Source organism: Dactylosporangium sp. NPDC048998 (assembly GCF_043197855.1).
Lineage (GTDB): Bacteria > Actinomycetota > Actinomycetes > Mycobacteriales > Micromonosporaceae > Dactylosporangium.
The window spans coordinates 121,132-140,939 of record NZ_JBICTV010000023.1 but is presented as its reverse complement, the minus strand read 5'-3'; the positions used below and the strand labels follow the sequence as shown (position 1 = coordinate 140,939).

19 protein-coding genes are annotated in these 19,808 nt (G+C 75.2%); 8 read left to right on the top strand and 11 right to left on the bottom strand.

Annotated features, from left to right (window positions below; translation table 11 throughout):
- Nucleotides 1-264: 264 nt before the first annotated feature.
- Nucleotides 265-828 (bottom strand): hypothetical protein, encoded by a 564-nt coding sequence (locus ACGFI8_RS35305; protein WP_392811271.1) that lies wholly within the window; start codon nucleotides 826-828, stop codon nucleotides 265-267.
- Nucleotides 829-868: 40 nt separating this feature from the next.
- On the bottom strand, nucleotides 869-2,143 hold the full coding sequence (locus ACGFI8_RS35300) for a hypothetical protein (protein ID WP_392811270.1): 1,275 nt from the start codon (nucleotides 2,141-2,143) through the stop codon (nucleotides 869-871).
- Between the two features lie 292 nt (nucleotides 2,144-2,435).
- Here ACGFI8_RS35300 and ACGFI8_RS35295 point away from each other — a divergent pair, with 292 nt between their 5' ends.
- Together ACGFI8_RS35295 and ACGFI8_RS35290 are read left to right on the top strand one after the other, a co-directional pair.
- Nucleotides 2,436-3,065, top strand: coding sequence for a DUF1707 domain-containing protein (locus ACGFI8_RS35295; protein ID WP_392811268.1), 630 nt, complete (start codon nucleotides 2,436-2,438; stop codon nucleotides 3,063-3,065).
- A gap of 10 nt (nucleotides 3,066-3,075) precedes the next feature.
- Nucleotides 3,076-3,723: an SIMPL domain-containing protein gene (locus ACGFI8_RS35290; protein ID WP_392811267.1), complete on the top strand. Its 648-nt coding sequence runs from the start codon at nucleotides 3,076-3,078 to the stop codon at nucleotides 3,721-3,723.
- A 5-nt stretch (nucleotides 3,724-3,728) separates the two neighbouring features.
- Here the strand turns inward: ACGFI8_RS35290 and ACGFI8_RS35285 are convergent, their stop codons facing one another.
- From ACGFI8_RS35285 to ACGFI8_RS35255, 7 genes are all read right to left on the bottom strand, one after another.
- Nucleotides 3,729-4,589 (bottom strand): siderophore-interacting protein, encoded by an 861-nt coding sequence (locus tag ACGFI8_RS35285; protein WP_392811265.1) that lies wholly within the window; start codon nucleotides 4,587-4,589, stop codon nucleotides 3,729-3,731.
- Nucleotides 4,590-4,679: 90 nt separating this feature from the next.
- Nucleotides 4,680-5,003 carry a thioredoxin gene (gene trxA / locus ACGFI8_RS35280; RefSeq protein ID WP_392811263.1) on the bottom strand — a complete coding sequence of 108 codons (324 nt, stop codon included), beginning with the start codon at nucleotides 5,001-5,003 and terminating at the stop codon, nucleotides 4,680-4,682.
- Nucleotides 5,000-5,383 (bottom strand): MerR family transcriptional regulator, encoded by a 384-nt coding sequence (locus tag ACGFI8_RS35275; RefSeq protein WP_392811262.1) that lies wholly within the window; start codon nucleotides 5,381-5,383, stop codon nucleotides 5,000-5,002. Before ACGFI8_RS35275 ends, trxA begins: the two co-directional genes overlap by 4 nt.
- 153 nt (nucleotides 5,384-5,536) lie before the next feature.
- Nucleotides 5,537-6,163 (bottom strand): hypothetical protein, encoded by a 627-nt coding sequence (locus tag ACGFI8_RS35270; RefSeq protein ID WP_392811260.1) that lies wholly within the window; start codon nucleotides 6,161-6,163, stop codon nucleotides 5,537-5,539.
- 77 nt (nucleotides 6,164-6,240) lie between these two features.
- A complete protein-coding gene (locus ACGFI8_RS35265; RefSeq protein ID WP_392811258.1) occupies nucleotides 6,241-7,776 on the bottom strand; it encodes an FAD-dependent monooxygenase in 1,536 nt (511 codons plus the stop codon).
- A gap of 78 nt (nucleotides 7,777-7,854) precedes the next feature.
- Complete coding sequence (locus ACGFI8_RS35260) at nucleotides 7,855-10,638, bottom strand: ATP-binding protein (RefSeq protein WP_392811257.1); 2,784 nt, start codon at nucleotides 10,636-10,638, stop codon at nucleotides 7,855-7,857.
- Nucleotides 10,635-12,599 (bottom strand): anthranilate synthase family protein, encoded by a 1,965-nt coding sequence (locus tag ACGFI8_RS35255; RefSeq protein ID WP_392811255.1) that lies wholly within the window; start codon nucleotides 12,597-12,599, stop codon nucleotides 10,635-10,637. The genes ACGFI8_RS35260 and ACGFI8_RS35255 overlap by 4 nt, the downstream gene beginning before the upstream one ends.
- Nucleotides 12,600-12,687: 88 nt before the next feature.
- Between ACGFI8_RS35255 and ACGFI8_RS35250 the strand changes: the two genes are divergently transcribed.
- Genes ACGFI8_RS35250 through ACGFI8_RS35225 form a run of 6 tightly spaced genes read left to right on the top strand, consistent with a single transcriptional unit; the run spans nucleotide 12,688 to nucleotide 18,330 of the window.
- Nucleotides 12,688-13,497 (top strand): 2-amino-3,7-dideoxy-D-threo-hept-6-ulosonate synthase, encoded by an 810-nt coding sequence (locus tag ACGFI8_RS35250; RefSeq protein ID WP_392811252.1) that lies wholly within the window; start codon nucleotides 12,688-12,690, stop codon nucleotides 13,495-13,497.
- A gap of 14 nt (nucleotides 13,498-13,511) precedes the next feature.
- The gene (locus ACGFI8_RS35245; RefSeq protein ID WP_392811250.1) at nucleotides 13,512-14,621 is read left to right on the top strand and encodes a 3-dehydroquinate synthase II family protein; all 1,110 of its coding nucleotides are present in this window, start codon (nucleotides 13,512-13,514) and stop codon (nucleotides 14,619-14,621) included.
- The gene (locus ACGFI8_RS35240; protein WP_392811249.1) at nucleotides 14,618-15,364 is read left to right on the top strand and encodes an amidohydrolase family protein; all 747 of its coding nucleotides are present in this window, start codon (nucleotides 14,618-14,620) and stop codon (nucleotides 15,362-15,364) included. The genes ACGFI8_RS35245 and ACGFI8_RS35240 overlap by 4 nt, the downstream gene beginning before the upstream one ends.
- Nucleotides 15,361-16,620, top strand: a complete 1,260-nt coding sequence (locus tag ACGFI8_RS35235) for a phenylacetate--CoA ligase family protein (RefSeq protein ID WP_392811247.1) — start codon at nucleotides 15,361-15,363, stop codon at nucleotides 16,618-16,620. The genes ACGFI8_RS35240 and ACGFI8_RS35235 overlap by 4 nt, the downstream gene beginning before the upstream one ends.
- A 13-nt stretch (nucleotides 16,621-16,633) precedes the next feature.
- Entirely contained in the window at nucleotides 16,634-17,707 is a 1,074-nt protein-coding gene (locus tag ACGFI8_RS35230; protein ID WP_392811246.1) for an FAD-dependent monooxygenase, read from the top strand.
- Nucleotides 17,707-18,330, top strand: coding sequence for an isochorismatase family protein (locus ACGFI8_RS35225; RefSeq protein WP_392811245.1), 624 nt, complete (start codon nucleotides 17,707-17,709; stop codon nucleotides 18,328-18,330). Before ACGFI8_RS35230 ends, ACGFI8_RS35225 begins: the two co-directional genes overlap by 1 nt.
- Nucleotides 18,331-18,348: 18 nt before the next feature.
- Here ACGFI8_RS35225 and ACGFI8_RS35220 read toward each other — a convergent pair whose 3' ends face one another.
- The gene (locus ACGFI8_RS35220; protein ID WP_392811242.1) at nucleotides 18,349-18,906 is read right to left on the bottom strand and encodes a LuxR C-terminal-related transcriptional regulator; all 558 of its coding nucleotides are present in this window, start codon (nucleotides 18,904-18,906) and stop codon (nucleotides 18,349-18,351) included.
- 43 nt (nucleotides 18,907-18,949) lie between these two features.
- Complete coding sequence (locus ACGFI8_RS35215) at nucleotides 18,950-19,636, bottom strand: Crp/Fnr family transcriptional regulator (RefSeq protein WP_392811239.1); 687 nt, start codon at nucleotides 19,634-19,636, stop codon at nucleotides 18,950-18,952.
- Between the last annotated feature and the right edge of the window lie 172 nt (nucleotides 19,637-19,808).

The following is a 19,808-nucleotide window of genomic DNA, read 5'->3' as shown; positions in this document are numbered from 1 at the left end:
GGGGGCGGTCCGGGTCTTCGGCGTCGTCGCCCCCCCCCCCCCCCCCCCCCCCCCCCCCCCCCCCGCGCGCGCCCCCGCCCCCCCCCCCCCCCCCCCCCCCCCCCCCGCCCCGGCCAGGATGGGCGGTGATGGTCGTCTTGCCGACGCCGCCCTTGTTGTTGACGACCGCCACGATGCTCACGCGCCCACCTCCGCCTCCGCGCTCTCACACCACGCTGGACGGTAGAGGAATCCCCGCGCCGCCGGCACCGCCCGCCGACGCCTTCATGCCGACCGATCGACGGCGCTCGGCGGGCCGTCAAGCGGATGCGTTCCGGGTTCGTCGGGCAGTGCGTCGGTCGGTTCGTCGGCCAGTTTGTCGGGCAGGGCCGGGATCGGATACAGCGGCGGGCCGGCGGCGCCGAGCTCGGCACGGGCCGACTCCATGAAGACGGCGCGCGTCGAGCGCTGGCGCGGGCCCAGGTCGGTGCGGCCGCCGCGGGACATGTTCTCCAGCGTGGTGGTGAAGGCGTGGGCGGCGGACGCCGTCGGGCGGCCGCACACGAGCTCCAGCAGCTTCTTCGACAGCCACAGCTCGTGCAGGAGCTGGTCCAGGGCGTGCGGGTCGGCGGCGATGCCGCGGTGGTGGGCGTTGTCGATCTGCAGCTCGACGCGCTGGGCCGCGGACAGGAACTCGGTGATCGCCTGCTTGCGCTCGGCGCGCGCGGCTGCGGCCAGCTGGGCGTCGTGGCGGCGGCGCTCGTTGCGGGTGGCCAGGTATTGACCGGTCAGCGTGCCGGCCGTGCCGAGCACGACCCCGACGAGGGGCAGGATGACGGCGCTGAGCATGCCGCCATCCTGCCGTGTCGATGCAACGGACCGTTCCCGGTCAGGCCTGCTCGGGCTCCTCGCGGCGCACCTGGCGGGCGTCCGCGTCGGCGGCGGTGGCGCTGTCCGGCTGCGTCGGCAGGGACTCGGGGATCTGGCGGACCGGGACCTTCGGGTATTCGCCCGTGTCGGCGCCGCCCGCGGCCGCGGCCATGACGGCGGCGGCGGCCAGGTCGGCGACGCGCTTCGCCTCGCGCTGGACGCGGGCGCGGACCTCCTTGGCGTGCCGCTCGGCCGAGTCGGCGGCCTGGCGGGCGTGCTCCAGCCGGGTCAGCTCGCTGGTCAGGCTCTGCTTGCTGTCGGCCAGGCGCTGCTGCAGCTGGTTGACCTCGCGGCCCAGCGTCGTGGACTCGCGGCGAGCCTCGCCGAGCTGCGTCTGGGTCGCCTCGAGCTCGGTCTGCAGCTGGGTCAGGGCCTTCTGCCGAGCCTGGATGTCCTGCTGTACCACGGAAAGCTGCTGCTGGTGCCGCGTGTTCTCCTCGTCGGCACGCTTGCGCAGGTCCGAGGCGTACTTCTGGGCGTCGGCGTGCAGCGCCGCGTTCTTCTGGTCGGCCGCCTGACGCTGCTGGGTCATTTCGCGGTCGGCGGACGCGCGCAGCTCGGCCAGCTCCCGGTCGCAGGCGGCCTTGAGCTCCTCGATCTCGCGCTGCGCGGCGGCCTTCCACTGGTTGAGCTCCTGCTGCGCCTGGGCGCGGCCGGTCTTGACCTCCTGCAGCACCTGCTGGCGGGCCGCCTCGGCGAGCGCGTCGGCCTCGGCGCGGGTCTTCTCGAGGTGCTCGATGCTCTGCTCGTTGATCCGCTTGGCCTCGGCCTCGGCGCGCTCGTGCGCGGCCTCGCCGTCGGCGATGAGCTTCTCGGCCCGCTCCTTGGCCTCGGCCAGCAGCTTCTCGGCGTTGGCCTGGTGCTCGGCCGCCTTCTGCTCGGTGTTGTCGATGATGACGCCGGCCTGCTTCTCGGCCAGGGCCAGGATCTGGTCGACCATCGGGCCGAGGTGGCGGAAGGAGGCGCGGTCGACGCGGGCGGGGCGCTGGCGCGCCTCGGCGACCTCGGCCTGCAGCTGCTTGAGCTGCGAGGTGAGGTCCTGGACCTGGTTGGTGAGGTCCTGGGCCTGGCCGGCGGCGCGCTTGCGCTCCGCGGTGAGGTTGTTGATCTGGCGGTCCAGCTGGTTGAGGTACTGGTCGACCTGACGCTTGTCGTAGCCGCGGACCTGCTGGGTGAAGTTGGGGCGCGTGCCGGAGTCGTCGCGCTGCGTCAACAGGTCCCCGCCGTGGGTCATGGTCGATCCTCCATACGATCGGGAAGCTGGTGACACCGGTGCTCACGGACGGTGGCATACGGGTCCGCCAGCACATCCAAAACGCTACCGAGCCTCTTGCGCAAGTCTTCGCTTTGCGAGAAGGCTGTTTCGGGCAGGATACGCGTTGGGCCCGCTTTATCCGGATTTTTCGTGACGTGTCGCGGCGAGTTAGGGCAATGTGTCAACCGGTGTCAACCGAGTTCGCCCGATGTCGCCCGCCCGGCGCGGACCGGGGCGCCAAGGGTTTCGCCGGAGTCCTAGGCTGTTCGCCATGGCCGACCTCCCGGAGCGATTGGACCCACGGCAGCTGCGCGCCTCAGACGCCGACCGGGAACGCGTCGCCGACGTGCTGCGCACCGCCGCCGCCGAGGGCCGGCTCGACCTCGACGAGGTCGACGAGCGCCTGCACGCCGTCTACGCCGCCCGCACGTATGCCGAGCTCGAGCCCATCGTCCGCGACCTGCCCAGCGCGCAGGCCGCTCCGATGCCGATGGAGGGCGTGCCGCCCCGGCCCGGCGAGGTGCCGGCCCGCGGCTCCGCGGTCGCCGTGATGAGCGGCTTCACCCGCCGCGGCCAGTGGATCCCGCCGCGCCGGTTCACCTGCTTCGCGTTCTGGGGCGGCGGCACCGTCGACCTGCGCGAGGCGCGGATGCTGCACGGCGAGATCAAGATCCGGGCGTTCGCCGTCATGGGCGGGGTGTCGGTCATCGTGCCCGAGGACGCCGAGGTGCACGTGACCGGCATCGGGGTGATGGGCGGCTTCGGCCAGCAGGCGTCGGGCCCGGGCCGGCACGGCGCGCCGCGGATCGTCATCACCGGCTTCGCCCTCTGGGGCGGCGTCGGCGTCGAGCGCCGCCGCCGCAAGCGCCGCGCCGTCGAGGGGCCTTCGGCCGACCAATAGGCTTTACCCCATGACGACGGTCGCGGTGCGTGGAGAGTCGACACGGGAGGTCGAGCCCGAGCTCGCCGAGTTCACGGTGGTCATCGCCGCCCGGGACAAGGACCGGGCGGCGACGCTCGGACGGCTGCGGGAGCGCGCCGACGCGCTACGGCAGTTCCTGGACCGCTACGACGAGGCGATCGAGCGGCGGGAGACGGGCGGCGTGCACGTCTATCCGGAGGGCGGGCGGCGGGGGGAGCGCGTCACGGCCTACAACGGCAGCGTTTCGACGACGGTGACCGTGACGGACTTCCCGGCGCTGGGCGAGATGATGCTCGCCGTGGCCGGGCAGGACCAGACCCACGTGCACGGCCCCACCTGGTCGCTGCGCCCCGACAGCCCGGTGCACCGGGAGGCGCGGCACGCGGCGGTCGCCGACGCGATCGTCCGGGCGCGTGAGTACGCGGAGGCGCTCGGCGCCGAGGTCGTGGATCTCGTCGAGCTGTCCGACCCGGGCCTGAGCCGCGGCGTGGAGGGGGTCGTGACCTACCAGGCGGCGTACGGCGCGATGCGGGGCAAGTCCGCCGGCGCGCCGGAGCTCGAGCTCGATCCGCAGCGCCAGCGGGTGTACGCCGCCGTCGAGGCGCGGTTCACCATCACCAGCCCCACCCGGCTGTAGCCCGCTCAGGAAAACGCAGGCTCCTGCTCGGCCTCGATCTGCGCGTTCCAGGCGCGCTTGGAGGCCTGCCAGCCGTCCTCGTCGTGGCCCAGCCGCCAGTATCCGGAAACGGACAGCCGCTCGCGGGGCATGCCGCGCTCGACCCGCAGGTAGCGGCGCAGCTCCTTGACGAACGACGCCTCGCCGTGGACGAACGCGTGCACGGCGGCCGGTCCGGCACCGGCCGGGAACGGGTGGGCGAGCACCGCCGGCACCAGCGCCGAGCCGATCGGCCCGGCGCCCCGGTGCAGCCAGGTGACGCCCGGGATGTCCTGCGCGTCGGCGGGGTCGCCGACCTCGACGAACGCGGCGCACGTCGCGCCGGCCGGCACCCGCGGCAGGGCGGCGGCGATGGCCGGCAGCGCGCTCTCGTCGCCGGCCAGCAGGTGCCAGCCGGCGGCCGGGTCGGGCGAGTACGCCCCGCCCGGGCCGCCGAAGTGCAGCGCGTCGCCGGGGCGGGCGCGGACGGCCCACTGCGCGGCCAGCCCGGTGTCGCCGTGCAGGACGAAGTCGAGGGTGAGCTCGCGCGCGTCCGGGTCCCAGAACCGCACCGTGTACGTCCGGGTGACCGGCCACAGCTCACGCGGCAGGGCGGCGCGGATCCCGGCCGGGTCGAACGCCCCGTCGAAGGGCGGCGGATACTCTGCCCCGGGCCGCGGGAACATGAGCTTGACGTAGTGGTCGGTGTGCTCGCCGGCGGAGAACCGGGACAGCCCGTCGCCGCCGAGCACGACACGGTGCATGTTGGGGGTCAGGCGCTCGGCGCGCACCACCCGGCCGACGTGGGTCTGCGGTGCGGGCCGCTGCGGCCCCGGCGGAACGGACACCCGATCAGCCTAGTCCGCCGCCGGGCGCTCGGAATCGCGCCGCCGCGTGCGCGGTTCGCCGTGAACCTGGAAGACCCTGCGCGCCGCGACCTAGGCCGATATCGCGGCCTCCAGCTGCTCGCGCAGTTTCGCCTTCGGGCGGGCGCCCACGTGCTGCGAGACGACCTCGCCGCCGCGGAAGACGGCCAGCGTGGGCATGGCCAGCACGCCGTACGCGCGGGCGGTCCGCGGGTTGTCGTCGGCGTTGAGCTTCACGATCCGGGCGCGGCCGGCGTACTCGGCGGACAGCTCCTCGAGCATCGGCGCGATGCGGTGGCACGGCGGGCACCACTCGGCCCAGAAGTCGACGAGCACAGGCACGTCGCTCTTGAGTACCTCAGCCGCGAACGTGTCGTCGGTCACCTCGGTCGTCATGACAAACCCCTCGATTCCAATTCGGTGGCATCCTCGGTGGCCTGGGCCAGTTCGCGCTCCACGACGCTGCGCACCGCCTGCAGGCGCGCGATGCACCCGTCCAGGTCGGCGAGCTTGCGGCCGAGCACCTCGATCGAGCCCGGGCACTCCGCGCCGGTGGCCCGGCCGGAGCGCAGGCACTCCACGAACGGGCGGGTGTCCTCGAGGTTGAAGCCGATCTCCAGCAGCGAGCGGATCTCGCGGACCAGCCGCAGGTCGGACTCGTCGTACTCGCGGTAGCCGTTGGAGGTGCGCCGGGCCGCGAGGAGCCCGTGCTGTTCGTAGTAGCGCAGCGCCCGGGTGCTCGTCCCGGCCAATTCCGCCAACTCGCCGATCCGCATGACGTCGACGCTAAACCTTGACGCCCGTGTCAACGCCAGACCGGAGCGGAGCAGACGTGGACGGCCACAGCCCGCACGGCGCGCGGCCGGTGCGGGCTGTGGGTGCGGATGCCTCATGACGGAGGCCGGGCCGCGGCGGGCGGCCCATCGACGTCAGGCGGTGCGGCGCAGCCGCTCGGTGAGGTGGTTCGCGGCCCGGACGGCGGCCAGGTTCCCGCTGCGGATCAGCATGAGGTCCTCGACCGCGCACGCCGGCGGAGCGTGGTTGAGCGCCGCGGCCAGCTGCGGGTTGGCCCGGCCCCATTTCTGCAGCGCCGAGGTCACCTCGGTCTCCAGCGCCTCCGTCGACGCCGGGGCGGTGTTCGTCACGGCGTCGACCATCCGCTCCCGGTACGGCCAGTACGACCAGACCTTCGCCTCGTCGAGCAGCTGCGCGACGGCGTCGGGGCGGCGGTAGTACAGCGCCAGCTGGATGGAGTCCATACGGCCGTCGTTGATGAACGCCTCGATCAGCGCGTGCCGGGCGTGCGCGCCGGCGACCTCGTAGAACGTGCTGCGGCTGCCGTTGGGCGCGGCGGCCTCGACGATGCTCTTCCACGTCAGCTGCGCGGCGGGCGCGCCGGCCACGAGGGTCGCGACCGCGCGGAAGTAGACCGTCTTGGTCCGCCAGTGGCTGCGCTTGGCCGTCGGGTTGGCCGACAGCCGGCGGTGCCACCGGCTCACGACGGTGTTGCTCAGGTCCGGGGTGGCCGTCAGGGGCGCCAGGGTCGTCATGCTCATTCGGTCCTGTCCTGCCTGTCGGAGGTTCAAGCGTCCATCGAGCGTCGCCGCACCCTGGGGCGCGGACCATCACGTATTCACGTGGTCTTGCCGCTGATCAGGTCGAGCACGGCGTCCCAGTCGCCCGGGGCGGCGTCGGCGCACCACGCGACGTGCCGGTCGGGGCGCACCAGGGCCAGTGGCCGGTCCCAGCCGGCGCGCACCGCGGTGTCGGCGACCGGCAGGTGCCGCACCGGGATGCCGCGCCTGTCGGCCGCGGCGGCCAGCGGGGCGCCGGCGGCGTCGCCGGTGAGGTCGACGAGGGTCAGCTCGGGCCCGAACCGGTCGGCGAGCGAGCCGCCGCCGTCCAGCCGCACGTCCGGGGCGCGCCCGCCCGGCCGTACCGCCGCGTCCACCGCTGCTGGCCGTACCCCGTCGTGCCACACGACCGCCGAGGTGGCGTGCCGGGCCGGCAGCCCGCCCGCGTCCGGCCGGTGCGCCTCTTGCCGCAGCAGGCCGGCGAGCAGCTCGGGCGCGGCGCCGGCGGCGCTGAGCCGGCCGAAGCGGCGCCGGGTCTCCAGGGCCCGGGCCAGCAGCTCCCGGTCGAGCAGGGCGCGCGGGCGCCGCTCCGACTCGTAGCTGGCCAGCAGCGCCGGGCCGCCCCAGCCGTTGATCTCGGCGGCGAGCTTCCAGCCCAGGTCGACGGCGTCGGCCAGGCTGGTGTCGGCGAGCTCGCCGACCGGGTGGAAGCGGTGCGCGGCCTCGCCGGCCAGGAACACGGGCCCGCGCCGGTACGCCGCGGCGACCGCGAGGGCGTCGTCCCACTGTGCGACGCCGAGGATCTCGGGCACGTCCAGGTCGCTGCCGAGCCGGGCGCGTAACAGTGCGACCGGGTCGGTGCTCACCGGCTCGTCCGCGCCGACCGGCAGGTGGGCGACCCAGCTGTCGCCGTCGCCCCGGCTCACGCTGGTCATGCCGCCGACGACGACCGTGGCCGGGGTCTGGTCGCGGGCCGGCAGCCGCGGGTCGGCGCTGCGGAAGAACACCGAGCAGTGCGGCGCCGGGTGGCCGAGGCTGTCCATCGGTACCTCGATGCAGCGCCGCACCGTGCTCTGCCCCCCGTCGCAGCCGGCCAGGTGCCGCGCCGCGACCGTGTGCCGCACCCCGTTGCGCACGTCCAGCAGGTTGGCCACGGCGCCGTCGGGCTCGATGCGCAGCCCGGTGAACGTCCAGCCCTCGCGCAGCTCGACGAGCGGGTGTTCGCGCAGCTCGTCGCGCAGCCGCCGGGCCAGCTCGGCGGCGGCGATGCGGTGGTCGGGCTCGGCCGCCGGGCGTGGGGACACCAGCACGGGCGGGTCGTCCAGGCCGGTGCGCCACTCGACCCCGGCCGGCTCCTCGGGGCCGGAGCCGTACTTGCGCACGAGGTCGGCGAGGCCGAGCCGGCGCAGCAGGTCCATCGCGGGACCGGTCAGCAGGTCCGTGCTGTGTTGGCGGCCGGGGTGGCGCGGCGGCGCGGCGGCGCGCTCGACGACCAGGCACGGCACGTTGTGGTAGGCGAGCTCCAGCGCGAGGACGGCGCCGGTCGGGCCGGCCCCGACCACGAGTACCTGCGTGCGCAGCGTCGGCGTCGTCACCGATCTCCCCCTCGTTCGACCGCGGCGACGGCTTCGTCGCCAAGGGTCATGCTGGGGGCCGGGCGGTGCCGGGGTACATCACGTGTTCAAGCGATCCCGCATCACGAGGTTGGCGAGCTCGACCCGGCCGCGGATGTCGAGCTTGGCGAAGATCTTGCGCAGGTGGCTGTCCACGGTGTGCCGGGACAGGTACAGGTCGCCGGCGACCTGCCGGTTGGTGAGCCCGTCGGCGACCCGCAGCGCCACGCCCCGCTCGGCCGGGGTGAGCTGCTGCAGCGGCGAGCCGGGGCGGAACGACGGCTCCTCCGTGGGGGCCTTCGGCCCGCCGAGGCTGAACTCGACCCGGCGCCGGGCGCGCTCGGCCCGGCAGTCGGTGACGATGCTGATCGCCTCGGTGGCCCAGGCTCGGCCCTGCGCCGGGTCGGCGGCGCAGAGCGCGGCGTCCTCCAGGGCGGCGGCCAGGGCGAGGCGGCGCGGGGTGCGCCGGAAGCGTTCGACGGCGGCGCGCAGCAGCCACGGGTCGCCGGTGAGCACGCCCTCGGCGTGGTCGGCCGCGGCGGCCAGGGACACGACGCCGGGGTTGCGCTCGGCGAGCCGGCGGGCGGTGGTGACCACGAGGCGGGCGCGGGCGGGGTCGTCGCCACGGGCGGCGATGTGGACGAGGGCCGCGGCCGCCGACGGGTCCGTCGCGATGAGCACGGGCCGGTCGGGCAGGGCGTCGTACATGCCGGCGAGCGTGGCCAGGGCCGCCCCGGGGCCGGCGATCGCCTCCTGGAGCACGCCCTCGGGCCACGTGATGTCCTCGGGGGCCGCGCTGATGCCGGCGGCCGTCCGCCGGTGCATGTGGGCCAGGTGGGCCTGCGCCTGGGGCAGGTCGCCCTGCAGCACCGCGAGCCGGATCAGCGTGCCGAGCAGCGGTACGGCGAGCGCGTACGTGGTCAGGTTGAGCGCGATGGCCACCCCGGCCTCGGCCTCGGCGACGGCGTCGTCGAGCCGGCCGCGGGCGGTGAGCAGGTTGGCGTGGTAGTAGTGCCACAGCGGCGTGGACCAGGCGGTGCCGAGCCGCTCGGACTCGCGCCGGCCGCGGCGGTAGGTCTGCTCGGCCTCGTCGAAGCGGTCCAGGGCGGCCTGCGCGTCGCCGAGCCAGATCCGGGGGTGGTGGTGGGCGGCCTTGCCCCGGACCTTGTCGGCGATGCCGGTGGCGCGCTCGGCGTGGCTGTAGGCGTCGTCGAGGCGCCCCTGGGCCTGGGCGACGAGGCTGCGCGCGGTCAGGCCGAAGACGGAGGCGGCGTAGTCGCCGGTGTCGAGCCCGGTGGTGGTGGCGGTCTCGCCGTCGTCGTCGGCGCCGGGCATGTCGCCGCAGTAGAAGCGGGCGTGGGCGCGGATGGCGTACAGCTTCGCCCGCACACAGGCGGGCACGTCGAGGCTGGCCAGGCCGCGGTCGGCGTACTCCACCGCGGTGCGGTTCTGCCCGGCGTGCTTGAACGCCTCGGCCAGGCCGAGCAGCACCGTCGCCTCGGTGCGCGGGTCGAGCCCGGCCTGCAGCGCGGTCTCGCCGAGGTCGTGCGCCTGTTCCAGGCGGCCGGCGGAGGCGAGGAGCCCGACCGCGTCGGCGGCGAGGGCGACCCGGCCGGGGTCGTGCTCGCCGAGCGCGTCGAGGGCGTGCACGATGAAGTCGGCGGCGGTGCTGGGCGCGGCCGGCGCGACCTCGAGGGCCGCCTCGTGCAGCATGGTGACGGCCTCGCGGCTGCCGGACCGGCCGGTCTTGAGCAGGTGCTCGGCGACCTCGACGGGGGAGCGGCCCTCGGCGCGGGTGATGGCCGCGGCCTGCCGGTGCAGCATGGTGGAGACCGCGTCGCCGAGCGTGCCGTAGACGGCGAGGCGGACCAGGTCGTGCACGAACGTGAGCCCCTCGCCCTCGTCGACGAGCACGCGCGCCGCGGTCGCCTCCTTGATCTGCTTGAGCAGGGTCGCGGGGCGCACCTCCAGCAGCTGCGCGGCGGACTCGACCTGGAACGGCCGGCCGAACACCGAGGCCGCCTGCAGCAGCTCCTGGGTGTCGCTGGACAGCCCGTGCAGCATCTGGTCGACGATCGTGATGAAGCTCGACGGCAGCTCCTCGCCGACGACGGTGGCGATGCCGTCGGCGACGACCAGCTGCCCGGTCAGGTGCAGGGTGCGGACCAGCTGTTCGACCTGCAGGGGGTTGCCGTCGCAGCCGCCCGCGAGGGCCAGCACGGTGTTGTCGACGTCGGCGCCGACGACCTGGGCGCACAGCCGGCGGACCGCGTCGTCGTCGAGGGTGCCGAGTGTGAGCTGCTCGTGCCCGTCGCGGATGAGCCGCTCCATGAGCTGCTGGCCGGGGGTGCCCGAGGGCACGGGCCGGTGCGCGAAGAGCCAGCGCACGGGCGAGGATGCGAGGGCCGGGACCAGCTCGGCCACCGCGAGGGCGGACAGCTCGTCCATCCACTGCGCGTCGTCGATCGCGATGACCAGCGGCCGCTGCGCGGCGTAGTCCTCCAGCGCGGCGCCGAGCCGCTCGATGGTGCGGTACTGCGCGTCGTCCTCCTCGCGCAGCCAGCCCACCGGCGGCTCCGGCGGCCGCAGCTGCTGCAGCGCCGAGGCGAGGGTGATCAGCGGCGCCGCGCGGTCGAGCTCGAAGGCGGCCCGGGCCGCGACCGACACCCCGCGCGCCTGCGTGCATTGGGTGGCCGCCCGTATCAGGTGCGACTTGCCGATCCCGGCCGACCCGGTGACGATCGTGCAGCCGCCGATCCCGTCCGCCGCGCCGGACACCGCCCTGCGCAGGACGGCGAGTTCGCTGTCGCGCCCGAAGGTGCCCGTGGTCGTCAGAACGATCACCCTTGACGTCTGGAACGGATTTGGGGTCTGCCATGATTCTCCCGGCCGTTGAAGATCGACTTGAACAGCCTTTCGGGGGAACCTGACGGACCCGGACGGCATCGGCCGTCTCGCCGATGTGCGCCTGCTCCCGGCCCGCCCGGCGGCGCGGCGAGGATTTCGGTCAGCAGCCGGCGCAGAATCGCCGGGCCGCGCTCGGTCAGCACGGATTCGACGTGGAACTGTATTGACCGCGCACGCGCCAGACGCATGGCGTGCACGGCGCCGGTGCGCGCATCCCGCAATATCCCGATCCGCTCGGGCGTGCCGTCACGCGCCGTTGTCACATGAATAGCATTCATTCGATGTCCCGGCGCGTCACTCACCGCCACGAATGTGTTGTAGAAGCCGACCCGGCCGAATCCGGGAATGCGCCGCGGCACGCCCTGGGCCGGCTGCGGCAGGCGGCGGATCGGCAGGCCGAGCTCGTCGGCGAGCACCTGGTGACCGAGGCACACGGCGAGCATCGGCGTCCGGTCGGCCAGCAGCCGCCGGGTGATCGCGTGCAGGCCGTCGATGCGCGGGTCGCTGCGGTCGCGGGGATCGCCGGGGCCGGGGCCGACGACGACCGCGTCGTAGCCCTCGCGCAGCTTCGTGTCGACGTCGACGTCCAGCCCGAGGGCCTCGGTGAGGCGGGCGAGCATCGCGGTGAAGTCGTCCTCGGCGTCGACGATGAGCACCCGGCCCGACAGCGGCGGCAGCGCCACCGGGCGCCCGAGCCAGAACGGCGACAGCCCGGCGTTGCGCCGGCGCAGCGCGCGGGGCACGGCGGGGAGGGCTGCCGGGGGTACCGCCGCCGGGGCATCGCCACCGAGGGCGGCGAGCAGGGCCGCGGCCTTGGCCCGGGTCTCGGCCGCCTCCGCCGCGGGATCGGAGTGGCGCACGAGCGTGCCGCCGACGCCGACGACCACGCCGCCGTCCGCGTCGATCTCGGCGGTGCGGATGATCAGCGCCGCGTCCAGCGAGCCGGGGCCGAGCAGCGCGAGCGCCCCGCCGTAGTAGCCGCGCCCGGTGCCCTCGCGGGCGGCGATCGTGCGGCAGGCGGCGGCGAGCGGGCTGCCGGTCACCGTCGGCGCCGGCATGGTGCGCCGCAGCACCTCGCGCGGGCCGAGGCGGGTCGGCCCGTCGATCACGTACTCGGTGTGCGCCAGCCGCGACATCGGCCGCAGCCACGGGCCGCGCAGCCGGGCGCCGCCGTCGCAGACCCCGGCCATCGTCTTGAGCTCCTCGTCGGCCACCATGAACAGCTCCTCGGTCTCCTTGCGGTCGGCCAGGAACGCGCGCAGCCCGCGGGCGGTCGGGCCGCCCGGCGGGTAGCGGTAGGTGCCGCTGATCGGGTTCATCGCCGCGACCCCGCCGGCCAGCCGCGCCTGGCACTCCGGTGTCGCGCCCACGAGCGTCGTGCCGCGGCAGTGCACCAGAAACGTCCAGTAGGCGCCGCGCTCGGCGAGCAGCAGCCGCCGGAAGACCGCCAGGGCCGCGCGCCGCGAGAAGCCCGGGAACCGCGCCCGGTACGCCCGCCGGATCACGAAGTTGGACCCGGTACCGCCGCCGATGTCCTCGGCGATCACCCGCCGCACGACGGCCTCGTACTCCGCGTCGGTGATGTCGAACGCGCCGCCGTCGATCCGCGTGGCGTCCGCCGGCAGCGCCCGCAGTGCCTCCTCCAGCGGCAGGTCCGCCCGCTCGGCGACGGCGAACGCCAGCAGCGGCGCGCCGTCGTCCACGCACGGCAGGCCGCGCTCGGCTATCGTGCGGTACGGCAGCGCCGCCACCACCTCGCCCGTGCCTGGTGGCGCGTCCGGTGATTCGTCCGGCAGTTCGTCCAGCGCCACGCCGGTGCGGATCTCCACCCGGCCGCCGCGGCACAGCAGCGCGAACGCCTCGGCCCCGCCGATGCGGTCCAGCAACGGTTGTGTCATGCCGCAACCGTCGCAGCACCCCCGCGCGGGCGGCCACTACCCATTGAGGTAGTGGGGCGCGCACCGGCGCGCCGCTAGCGTCCGAAGCGTGGCTCACAACGACACCTTCGCCCGCCGGGTGCGGCTGGATCGGCTGTACCGCAACGGATCCGGCGGCCTGCTCGTGGTCCCGCTCGACCATCCGGTCAGCGCCGGGCCGATCATCCACAGTGGACATAACGGCGGCCTCGACCGGCTCGTCGGCGAGCTCGCCGCGAACGGCGCCGACGCCGTGGTGCTGCACAAGGGCGCGCTGCGGCACGTCCAGCCCCGCCGGTTCCGCGACCTGTCGCTCATCGTGCACCTCAGCGCCGGCACCGGCCTGTCCGCCGACCCCGACGCCAGGGTGCTGGTGTGCACGGTCGAGGAAGCGCTGCGCCTCGGCGCCGACGCGATCAGCGTCCACGTCAACGCCGGCTCCCCGACCGAGCCCCGGCAGCTCGCCGACCTCGGCGCCGTGGCCGGCGCCTGCGAGCGGTGGGGCGTCCCGCTGCTGGCCATGGTGTACGCCCGCGGCCCCGGCATCGCCGACGGGCGCGCACCGCGGCTCGTCGCGCACGCCGCCGCCATCGCCGCCGAGCTCGGCGCCGACCTCGTGAAGACGGCGCTGCCGCGCTCGAGCGCCGAGCTCGAGGCGGTCACCGCCGCCTGCCCGATCCCGGTGCTGGCCGCCGGCGGCGACGCCGCGGACGGGCCGGCCGCGCTCGCGCACCTCGCCGACGCCATGCGGGCCGGCGCCGGGGGGATCGCCGCCGGCCGGCTCGTCTTCACCGCCGCGGACCCGGCCGCGATGCTGCGCCGCCTCTCCGCCCTCGTCCACGACCGCGCAGTCGTCCAGAGCCCGGCGCACAGCCGGTGAGAAGGGAAACCGCCATGAAGCAGTGCTGGCTCGACATCCGCGCCGCCAACGGGCTGAAGTCCGCCCTGTGCCAGGAGGCGATCCACCGCGGCTTCGACGCGATCGTCGCCGCCGACCCGGCCGACCTGGCCGGGCTGCCGCCGACCGTGACCCGGGTGCTGCTGCCCGGCCGGGACAGCCCGGAGCTGCCCGACGGGTTCGGCGACGCCGACCTCGTCGTGGTCGACCCGGCTGTGCACGGCGAGCCGGCCCACCTCGCCCAGCGCCACCCGGGCACCCGCTTCGGCGGCTACGTCGAGGTGACCGACGCCGACACCCTCGCCGCCGCCTGCGCGAGCGTGGTCCGCGACCCGTGCACGGTGCTGCGCTTCACCGACCCGACGAACATCCCGCTGGAGATCGTCCTCGCCGCGGCAGCCGACGCGCACGGGCTCATCATCACCGCCGTCGAGCGGGCCGACGAGGCCCCCGTACACCTCGGCGTGCTCGAGCACGGCCCGGACGGGCTGATGCTCGCGCCGGGCGCGCCCGGCGAGGCGGGCCGGCTCAAGGACGCCGTCGAGCGCCGCTCGCCGGACCTGGAGCTGACCGAGCTCACCGTCACCGCCGTCACCCACGCCGGCATGGGCGAGCGCGCCTGCATCGACACCTGCACCTACCTGGCCAAGGACGAGGGGATCCTGGTCGGGTCGCGCTCGCGCGGGCTCGTGCTGTGCGTCAGCGAGACGCATCCGCTGCCCTACATGCCGACCCGGCCGTTCCGGGTCAACGCCGGCGCCATCATGTCGTACACGCTCGCCGACGCCGAACACACGCGGTACCTCAGCGAACTGCGGGCGGGCGGCATCGTGCTTGCCGTCGGGGCCGACGGGCGCACCCGGCCGGCGGTCGTCGGGCGGGTGAAGATCGAGACCAGGCCGCTGCTGTCGATCGACGCCGTCGCCGAGACCGGCGAGCGGGTCAACGTGATCGTGCAGGACGACTGGCACGTGCGGATCCTCGGGCCGGGCGGCGCGGTGCTGAACTCGACCGCGTTGCGCCCCGGCGACCGCATCCTGGGCCACCTCCCGCAGCGCGACCGGCACGTCGGCTACCCCATCGACGAACTGTGCTACGAGCAGTGAGGCTCTTCGACTTCCACGCCCGCCTGCCCTCGGGCGGCGCGGCCGATCTGCTCGCGGCGATGGACGCCGCCGGCGTCGACCATGCGGCGGTGTGCGCCGGGGGACTGGTCGACCTCGACCGGCTGTCGGAGCAGATCGTCGACGGCGGACGCAGTGAGGCACGAGCCGACAACGAGGGGGTCCGCCGGGCGTGCACCGCGTCCGGCGGCAGGCTCGTGCCGTTCTTCTTCGCCGACCCGTACCGCGACGTCGCCGCCTACCGCGCGGCGGCGCCGCGGTACCGGGGCCTGGAGATCTCCCCGGCGGTGCACGGCTTCCGGCTCGACGACCCCGGCGTCGACGCGCTCGCCACGATCGCCGCCGGCGCCGGCCATCCCGTGTACGTCGTGTGCCTGGGCCGCCCCGGCACCCGCACCGAGGACCTCGTCGCCCTCGCCACGCGCCACCCCGCCGTCACCTTCGTGTCCGGCCACTGTGGACACACCGGGCTCGACGCGGCCGGCCTGAACCGGATCGCGGCGCGGCCCAACATCGCCGTGGAGCTCTCCGGCTGCTTCACCGCCGTAGCCCGCCTCGCGGTGCGCCGGCTCGGCGCCGGCCGGGTGCTGTTCGGCACCGAACATCCGCTGCAGCACCCGGCCGTCGAGGTCGCCAAGCTGCACGCCCTCGGCCTCGCGCCGGACGACCTCGCGCTGGTCGCGGCCGGAAACGCGCGACGCCTGCTCGCCTTGGAGGAGCGATGAAACTCCCGCAGATCGGGGACTGGACCGACTTCGCCGGCCTCGCCCGGCTCCAGCAGGACCGGCTGCCGGCGGTGCTCGCCGCGGCCGAGCGCTCGCCGTTCTACCGCAAGCGCGGCGTCGCGCCGCTGCCCGAGCAGCCGCTGACCACCAAGCAGGACCTGCGCGACGCGTACCCGTTCGGGATGCTCGCCACCGACCGCGCGGACCTGGCCACCTACCACGAGTCCAGCGGCAGCAGCGGTGATGCGACCGCGTCGTACTACACCGAGGCCGACTGGACCGACCTCGCCGAGCGCTTCGCCCGCAAATGGGTCGGCATCACCGCCGCCGACACCATGATGGTGCGCACCCCCTACGCGCTGATGATCACCGGGCACCTCGCCCACGCGGCGGCCCGCCGCCACGGCGCCACCGTCGTGCCCGCCGACAACCGCTCGCTGGCCACGCCGTACTCCCGGGTCGTCCGGCTGCTGCACGACCTCGACATCACCCTGACCTGGTCGCTGCCCACGGACACGCTGCTGTGGGCCGCCGCCGCCCGGGTCGCCGGCTACCGCGACTTCCCGGCCCTGCGCGCCCTGTTCGTCGGCGGGGAGCCGCTCGGCGCCGCCCGCAAGGCGCGCATCGCCCGCGTCTGGGGCGTCCCCGTCGTGGAGGAGTACGGCGCCACCGAGACCGGCAGCCTCGCCGGCGAGTGCGAGCACGGCACCATGCACCTGTGGGCCGACCGGGCCCTGTTCGAGGTGCAGGACCCGGCGACGGGCGAGCTGACCCCCGCCGGGCGCGGCCGGCTCGTCGTCACGCCGCTCTTCCGCGAGGCGATGCCCCTGCTGCGCTACGCCATCGAGGACGAGGTCGAGGTGTCCTACCCCGAGTGCCCCTGCGGCTGGCACCTGCCCGCCGTGCGGGTGCTGGGCCGCACCGCCTTCGCCGCCGGGGGCCTCACCCAGCTCGGCCTGGAGGAGCTCGTCTTCGGGCTGCCCGAAGAGTACGGGGTGTGGTTCTGGCGGGCCCGTGCCGACGGCGACCGGCTGCGGTTGCAGATCGAGGTCGCCGACCGCTGGCGCGCCGACGCCGCGGGCGCGCTCGCCGGCGCGATCCGCGGCGCGTACCCGGGCATCGACGTCCACGTCGCCCCCGTCCCGGCCGGCGGCCTTGTCCCTTTCGGGCTGCTGACCGCGCAGGCCGAGGTGATGAAGCCGCGCGGCTTGTTCGGCCCAGACGAGGACTGGGACACCGCCCTGCGGTACTACTAGGAACGGAGAGACCATGACGGCACAGTTGCGGGTCGCGGTCGCCGGCGCGGGCGTCGGCGGCCTCACCGCCGCCCTCGCGTTCGCCGCCAGGGGCGTGCGCTGCACCGTGTTCGAGCGCTCCCCGCGCCTGGCCGCCGACGGCTTCGGCATCCAGCTCCCGCCGAACGCGACCCGCGTGCTGTACGGGCTCGGCCTCGGCCCGGCCCTGGACGCGGTCTCGCTGCGCCCGGCCGCGCGCGAGGTGCGCCGCTGGTCCGACGGCGCCCTGCTGGGCCGGGTGCCGCTCGGCGACGCGGCCGCGGCCCGCTACGGCGCCCCGTATCTCGCGCTGCGCCGGGCCGACCTGGTCCGGGTCCTGCACGACGCGGCCGCGCCGGGCACCGTCCGCTTCGGCGCGCGCTGCACCGCCGCGACCCCGGACGGCGCGCTGCACCTGGCCGACGGGTCCGTCCACGAGGCGGACGCCGTCGTCGGCGCGGACGGCCTGCACTCGGTCGTGCGGGCCGCGCTACGCCGCGACGAGCCGCGCTTCACCGGCTACACCGCCTACCGCGCCGTGCTGCCGGTCGCCGGCCCGATCGCCGGTGCGGCGCCCGTGGTCACCGTCTGGCTGGGCCCGGGCCGGCACGTGGTCGCCTACCCGGTGCCCGGCGGCCTCAACCTCGTCGCCGTCACCCCCGGGCGCCTCGAGGGCGCCTTCGACGGCTGGCACGGCCCGGTGCGCGACCTGGTCCGCGCGGCCGGGCCGGCGATGCGGCACGCGCTGTTCGCCGGGCCCGCGCTGCCGGCCTGGCACCGCGGCCGGCTGGCCGTGCTCGGCGACGCGGCGCACGCGATGCCGCCCTTCCTCGCCCAGGGCGCCGCCCAGGCCGTCGAGGACGCGGCCGCCCTGGCCGAGGCCGGCCCGGGTGGCCTGGCGCGCTACGAGGCGCGGCGGCGCCCGCGGGCCGAGCGTGTCGCGGCGGCGAGCGCGGCCGGCGGGCGCGAGCACCACCTGCCCGACGGCGCGCAGCAGCGCCGCCGGGACGAGCGGATCGCGGCCTCCGGGCTGCCCGAGCAGGATTGGCTGTACACATGCTGCCCCTGATGCCGACCATCGCCCCCTACCCGATGCCCGAACCCCCGCGCGAGGGCCCCGCGCCGTGGCGCGTCGACCCGCGCCGGTGCGTGCTGCTGGTGCACGACATGCAGCGGCACTTCGTGGACCGCTTCCCGCCCGACCGCTCCCCGGGGCGGGAGCTGCTCGCCAATGTCGCCGCGCTGCGCTCGGCGTGCGCGGCTCGCGGGGTGCCGGTGCGGTACACGGCGCAGCCCGGGCGGATGACCCGGGCGGAGCGCGGCCTGCTGCACGACGTGTGGGGGCCGGGCATGACCGACGACGAGGAGAGCCGCGGGATCGTCGCCGCCGTGGCGCCGGGCTCGGGCGACGCGGTGGTGACGAAGTACCGCTACAGCGCCTTCCACCGCACGCCCCTGGCCGCGATGCTCGCCGCGCTCGGCCGCGACCAGCTCATCGTGTGCGGGGTCTTCGCGCACCTGGGCTGCCTGCTGACGGCCAGCGACGCCTACGCGCACGACATCGAGCCGTTCCTCGTCGCCGACGCGGTCGCCGACTTCACCGCGGCCGACCACGCGATGGCCCTGGACTTCGCGTCGCGCAGCTGCGCGGTCACGCCGACCACCGCGCGGGTCCTGGCGTGGCTGGAATGAGCCTGGCTGGAGGCCTGATCAGCGCGCGGCCCGGGCCAGCGAGGCCAGCTCGACCCGCGAGGCGATGCCGAGCTTGTGGAAGATCCGGCGCAGGTGGTAGTTGACCGTGTGCCGGGAGCGGCCGATCCGCGTCGCGATCTGCTGGTTGGTCAGGGCCCGGCCGACCAGCCGGGCGATCTGCAGCTCCTGCTCCGTGAGCGACTCCCAGCCCGCCGTCGCGGCCGGCCGCCCGTCGTGCTCGGCACGGCGGACGGGCCCGGGCGCGCCGGCGGGGGTCGCCCACAGCGCGGCGAGCTCCGCGCGCAGGGCCGCCGCGGCGGGTCGGCACAGCGACGCCGCCACCGCGGCGTGGACCAGGTCGTGGCCGAACATCAGGCGGTCGTCGAGGCTGACCAGCAGGCCCGAGGCGATCGCCTCGTCCAGCGCCGGCAGCAGCTGAGCCGTGCCGCAGCGCATCAGCCTCGCCAGCTCCAGCACGCCGAACTGCGGGCCGATCGCCGAGGCCACCTGCAACATCCGGCGGGTGGGGGAGGACAGCGCGGCCAGTCGCGCCGCGACCGAGTTCTGCGGGTACATACCGACGATGATGGGGTGAGGCGGCCCGGGAGATCGGCTACAACTAGGGGGTTTCCGGGCCCAGTTCGGCCAGTGCCCGCAGGCCGGCCGGATCGAGGATGGTCAGGCGGCGGTACCCGGTGCTGAGCAGGCCCCGGCGGCGCAGCTCCTGGATGGCCTTCTGGATGGTCGCCTGCGCGATCGCGATCATCGTGGCCAGCTCGGGCTGGCTGAGCGGCACCCCGATCTCGACCGCGCCGCCGGCGACCGGCCGGCCGCACAGCTCCGCGACCTCGACCAGCAGGCGGGCCAGGCGGACGTGCGCCGGGTAGACGGCGAAGTCCGTCCGGCGGCGGTTGGCCCAGCGCAGCTGGTCTGCGATGGACGCGGTCAGCCGCGCGGCGGCGACCGGGTGGCGGCGCAGGAACGCCTCGAACGCGGCCCGGCCGAGCACGCCCGCGGTGACCCGGCCGCACGCGGTCACGGTGGCGTTGCGCGGCGCGCCGGTCAGGGCGCCGACCTCGCCGACGAGCTCGCCCGGCGCGCGGATGCCCAGCAGCGTCTCGAACCCGTCGACCGACGTGGTCACCTTGACGAACCCGCTGATGAGCAGCTCCAGGTGGGTGTCGACGTCGCCCTCGCGCAGCACCACCCGGCCGGGGGAGAACTGGCGCTGGACGCTCAGGCCGACCAGCTCCTTCGCGGTCGCCTCGGGCAGGCTGCCCAGGAACGTTCGGGGGCTCCAGGTCATGCGGTCAGTCTGACGGCTCCAGCCGCGCGGAGACGAGGATGTTTCCCGGCGAGGGGCTTGCAACGACGCGTGCAAGTATTTCTGTATTTCAGTCAATATCTTGCGCCACGATGTCGGGCAAGTTACGGTTCCGTCGACCCTCGGAGTCGCCGCCAACCTCCGGAGTCCCGCC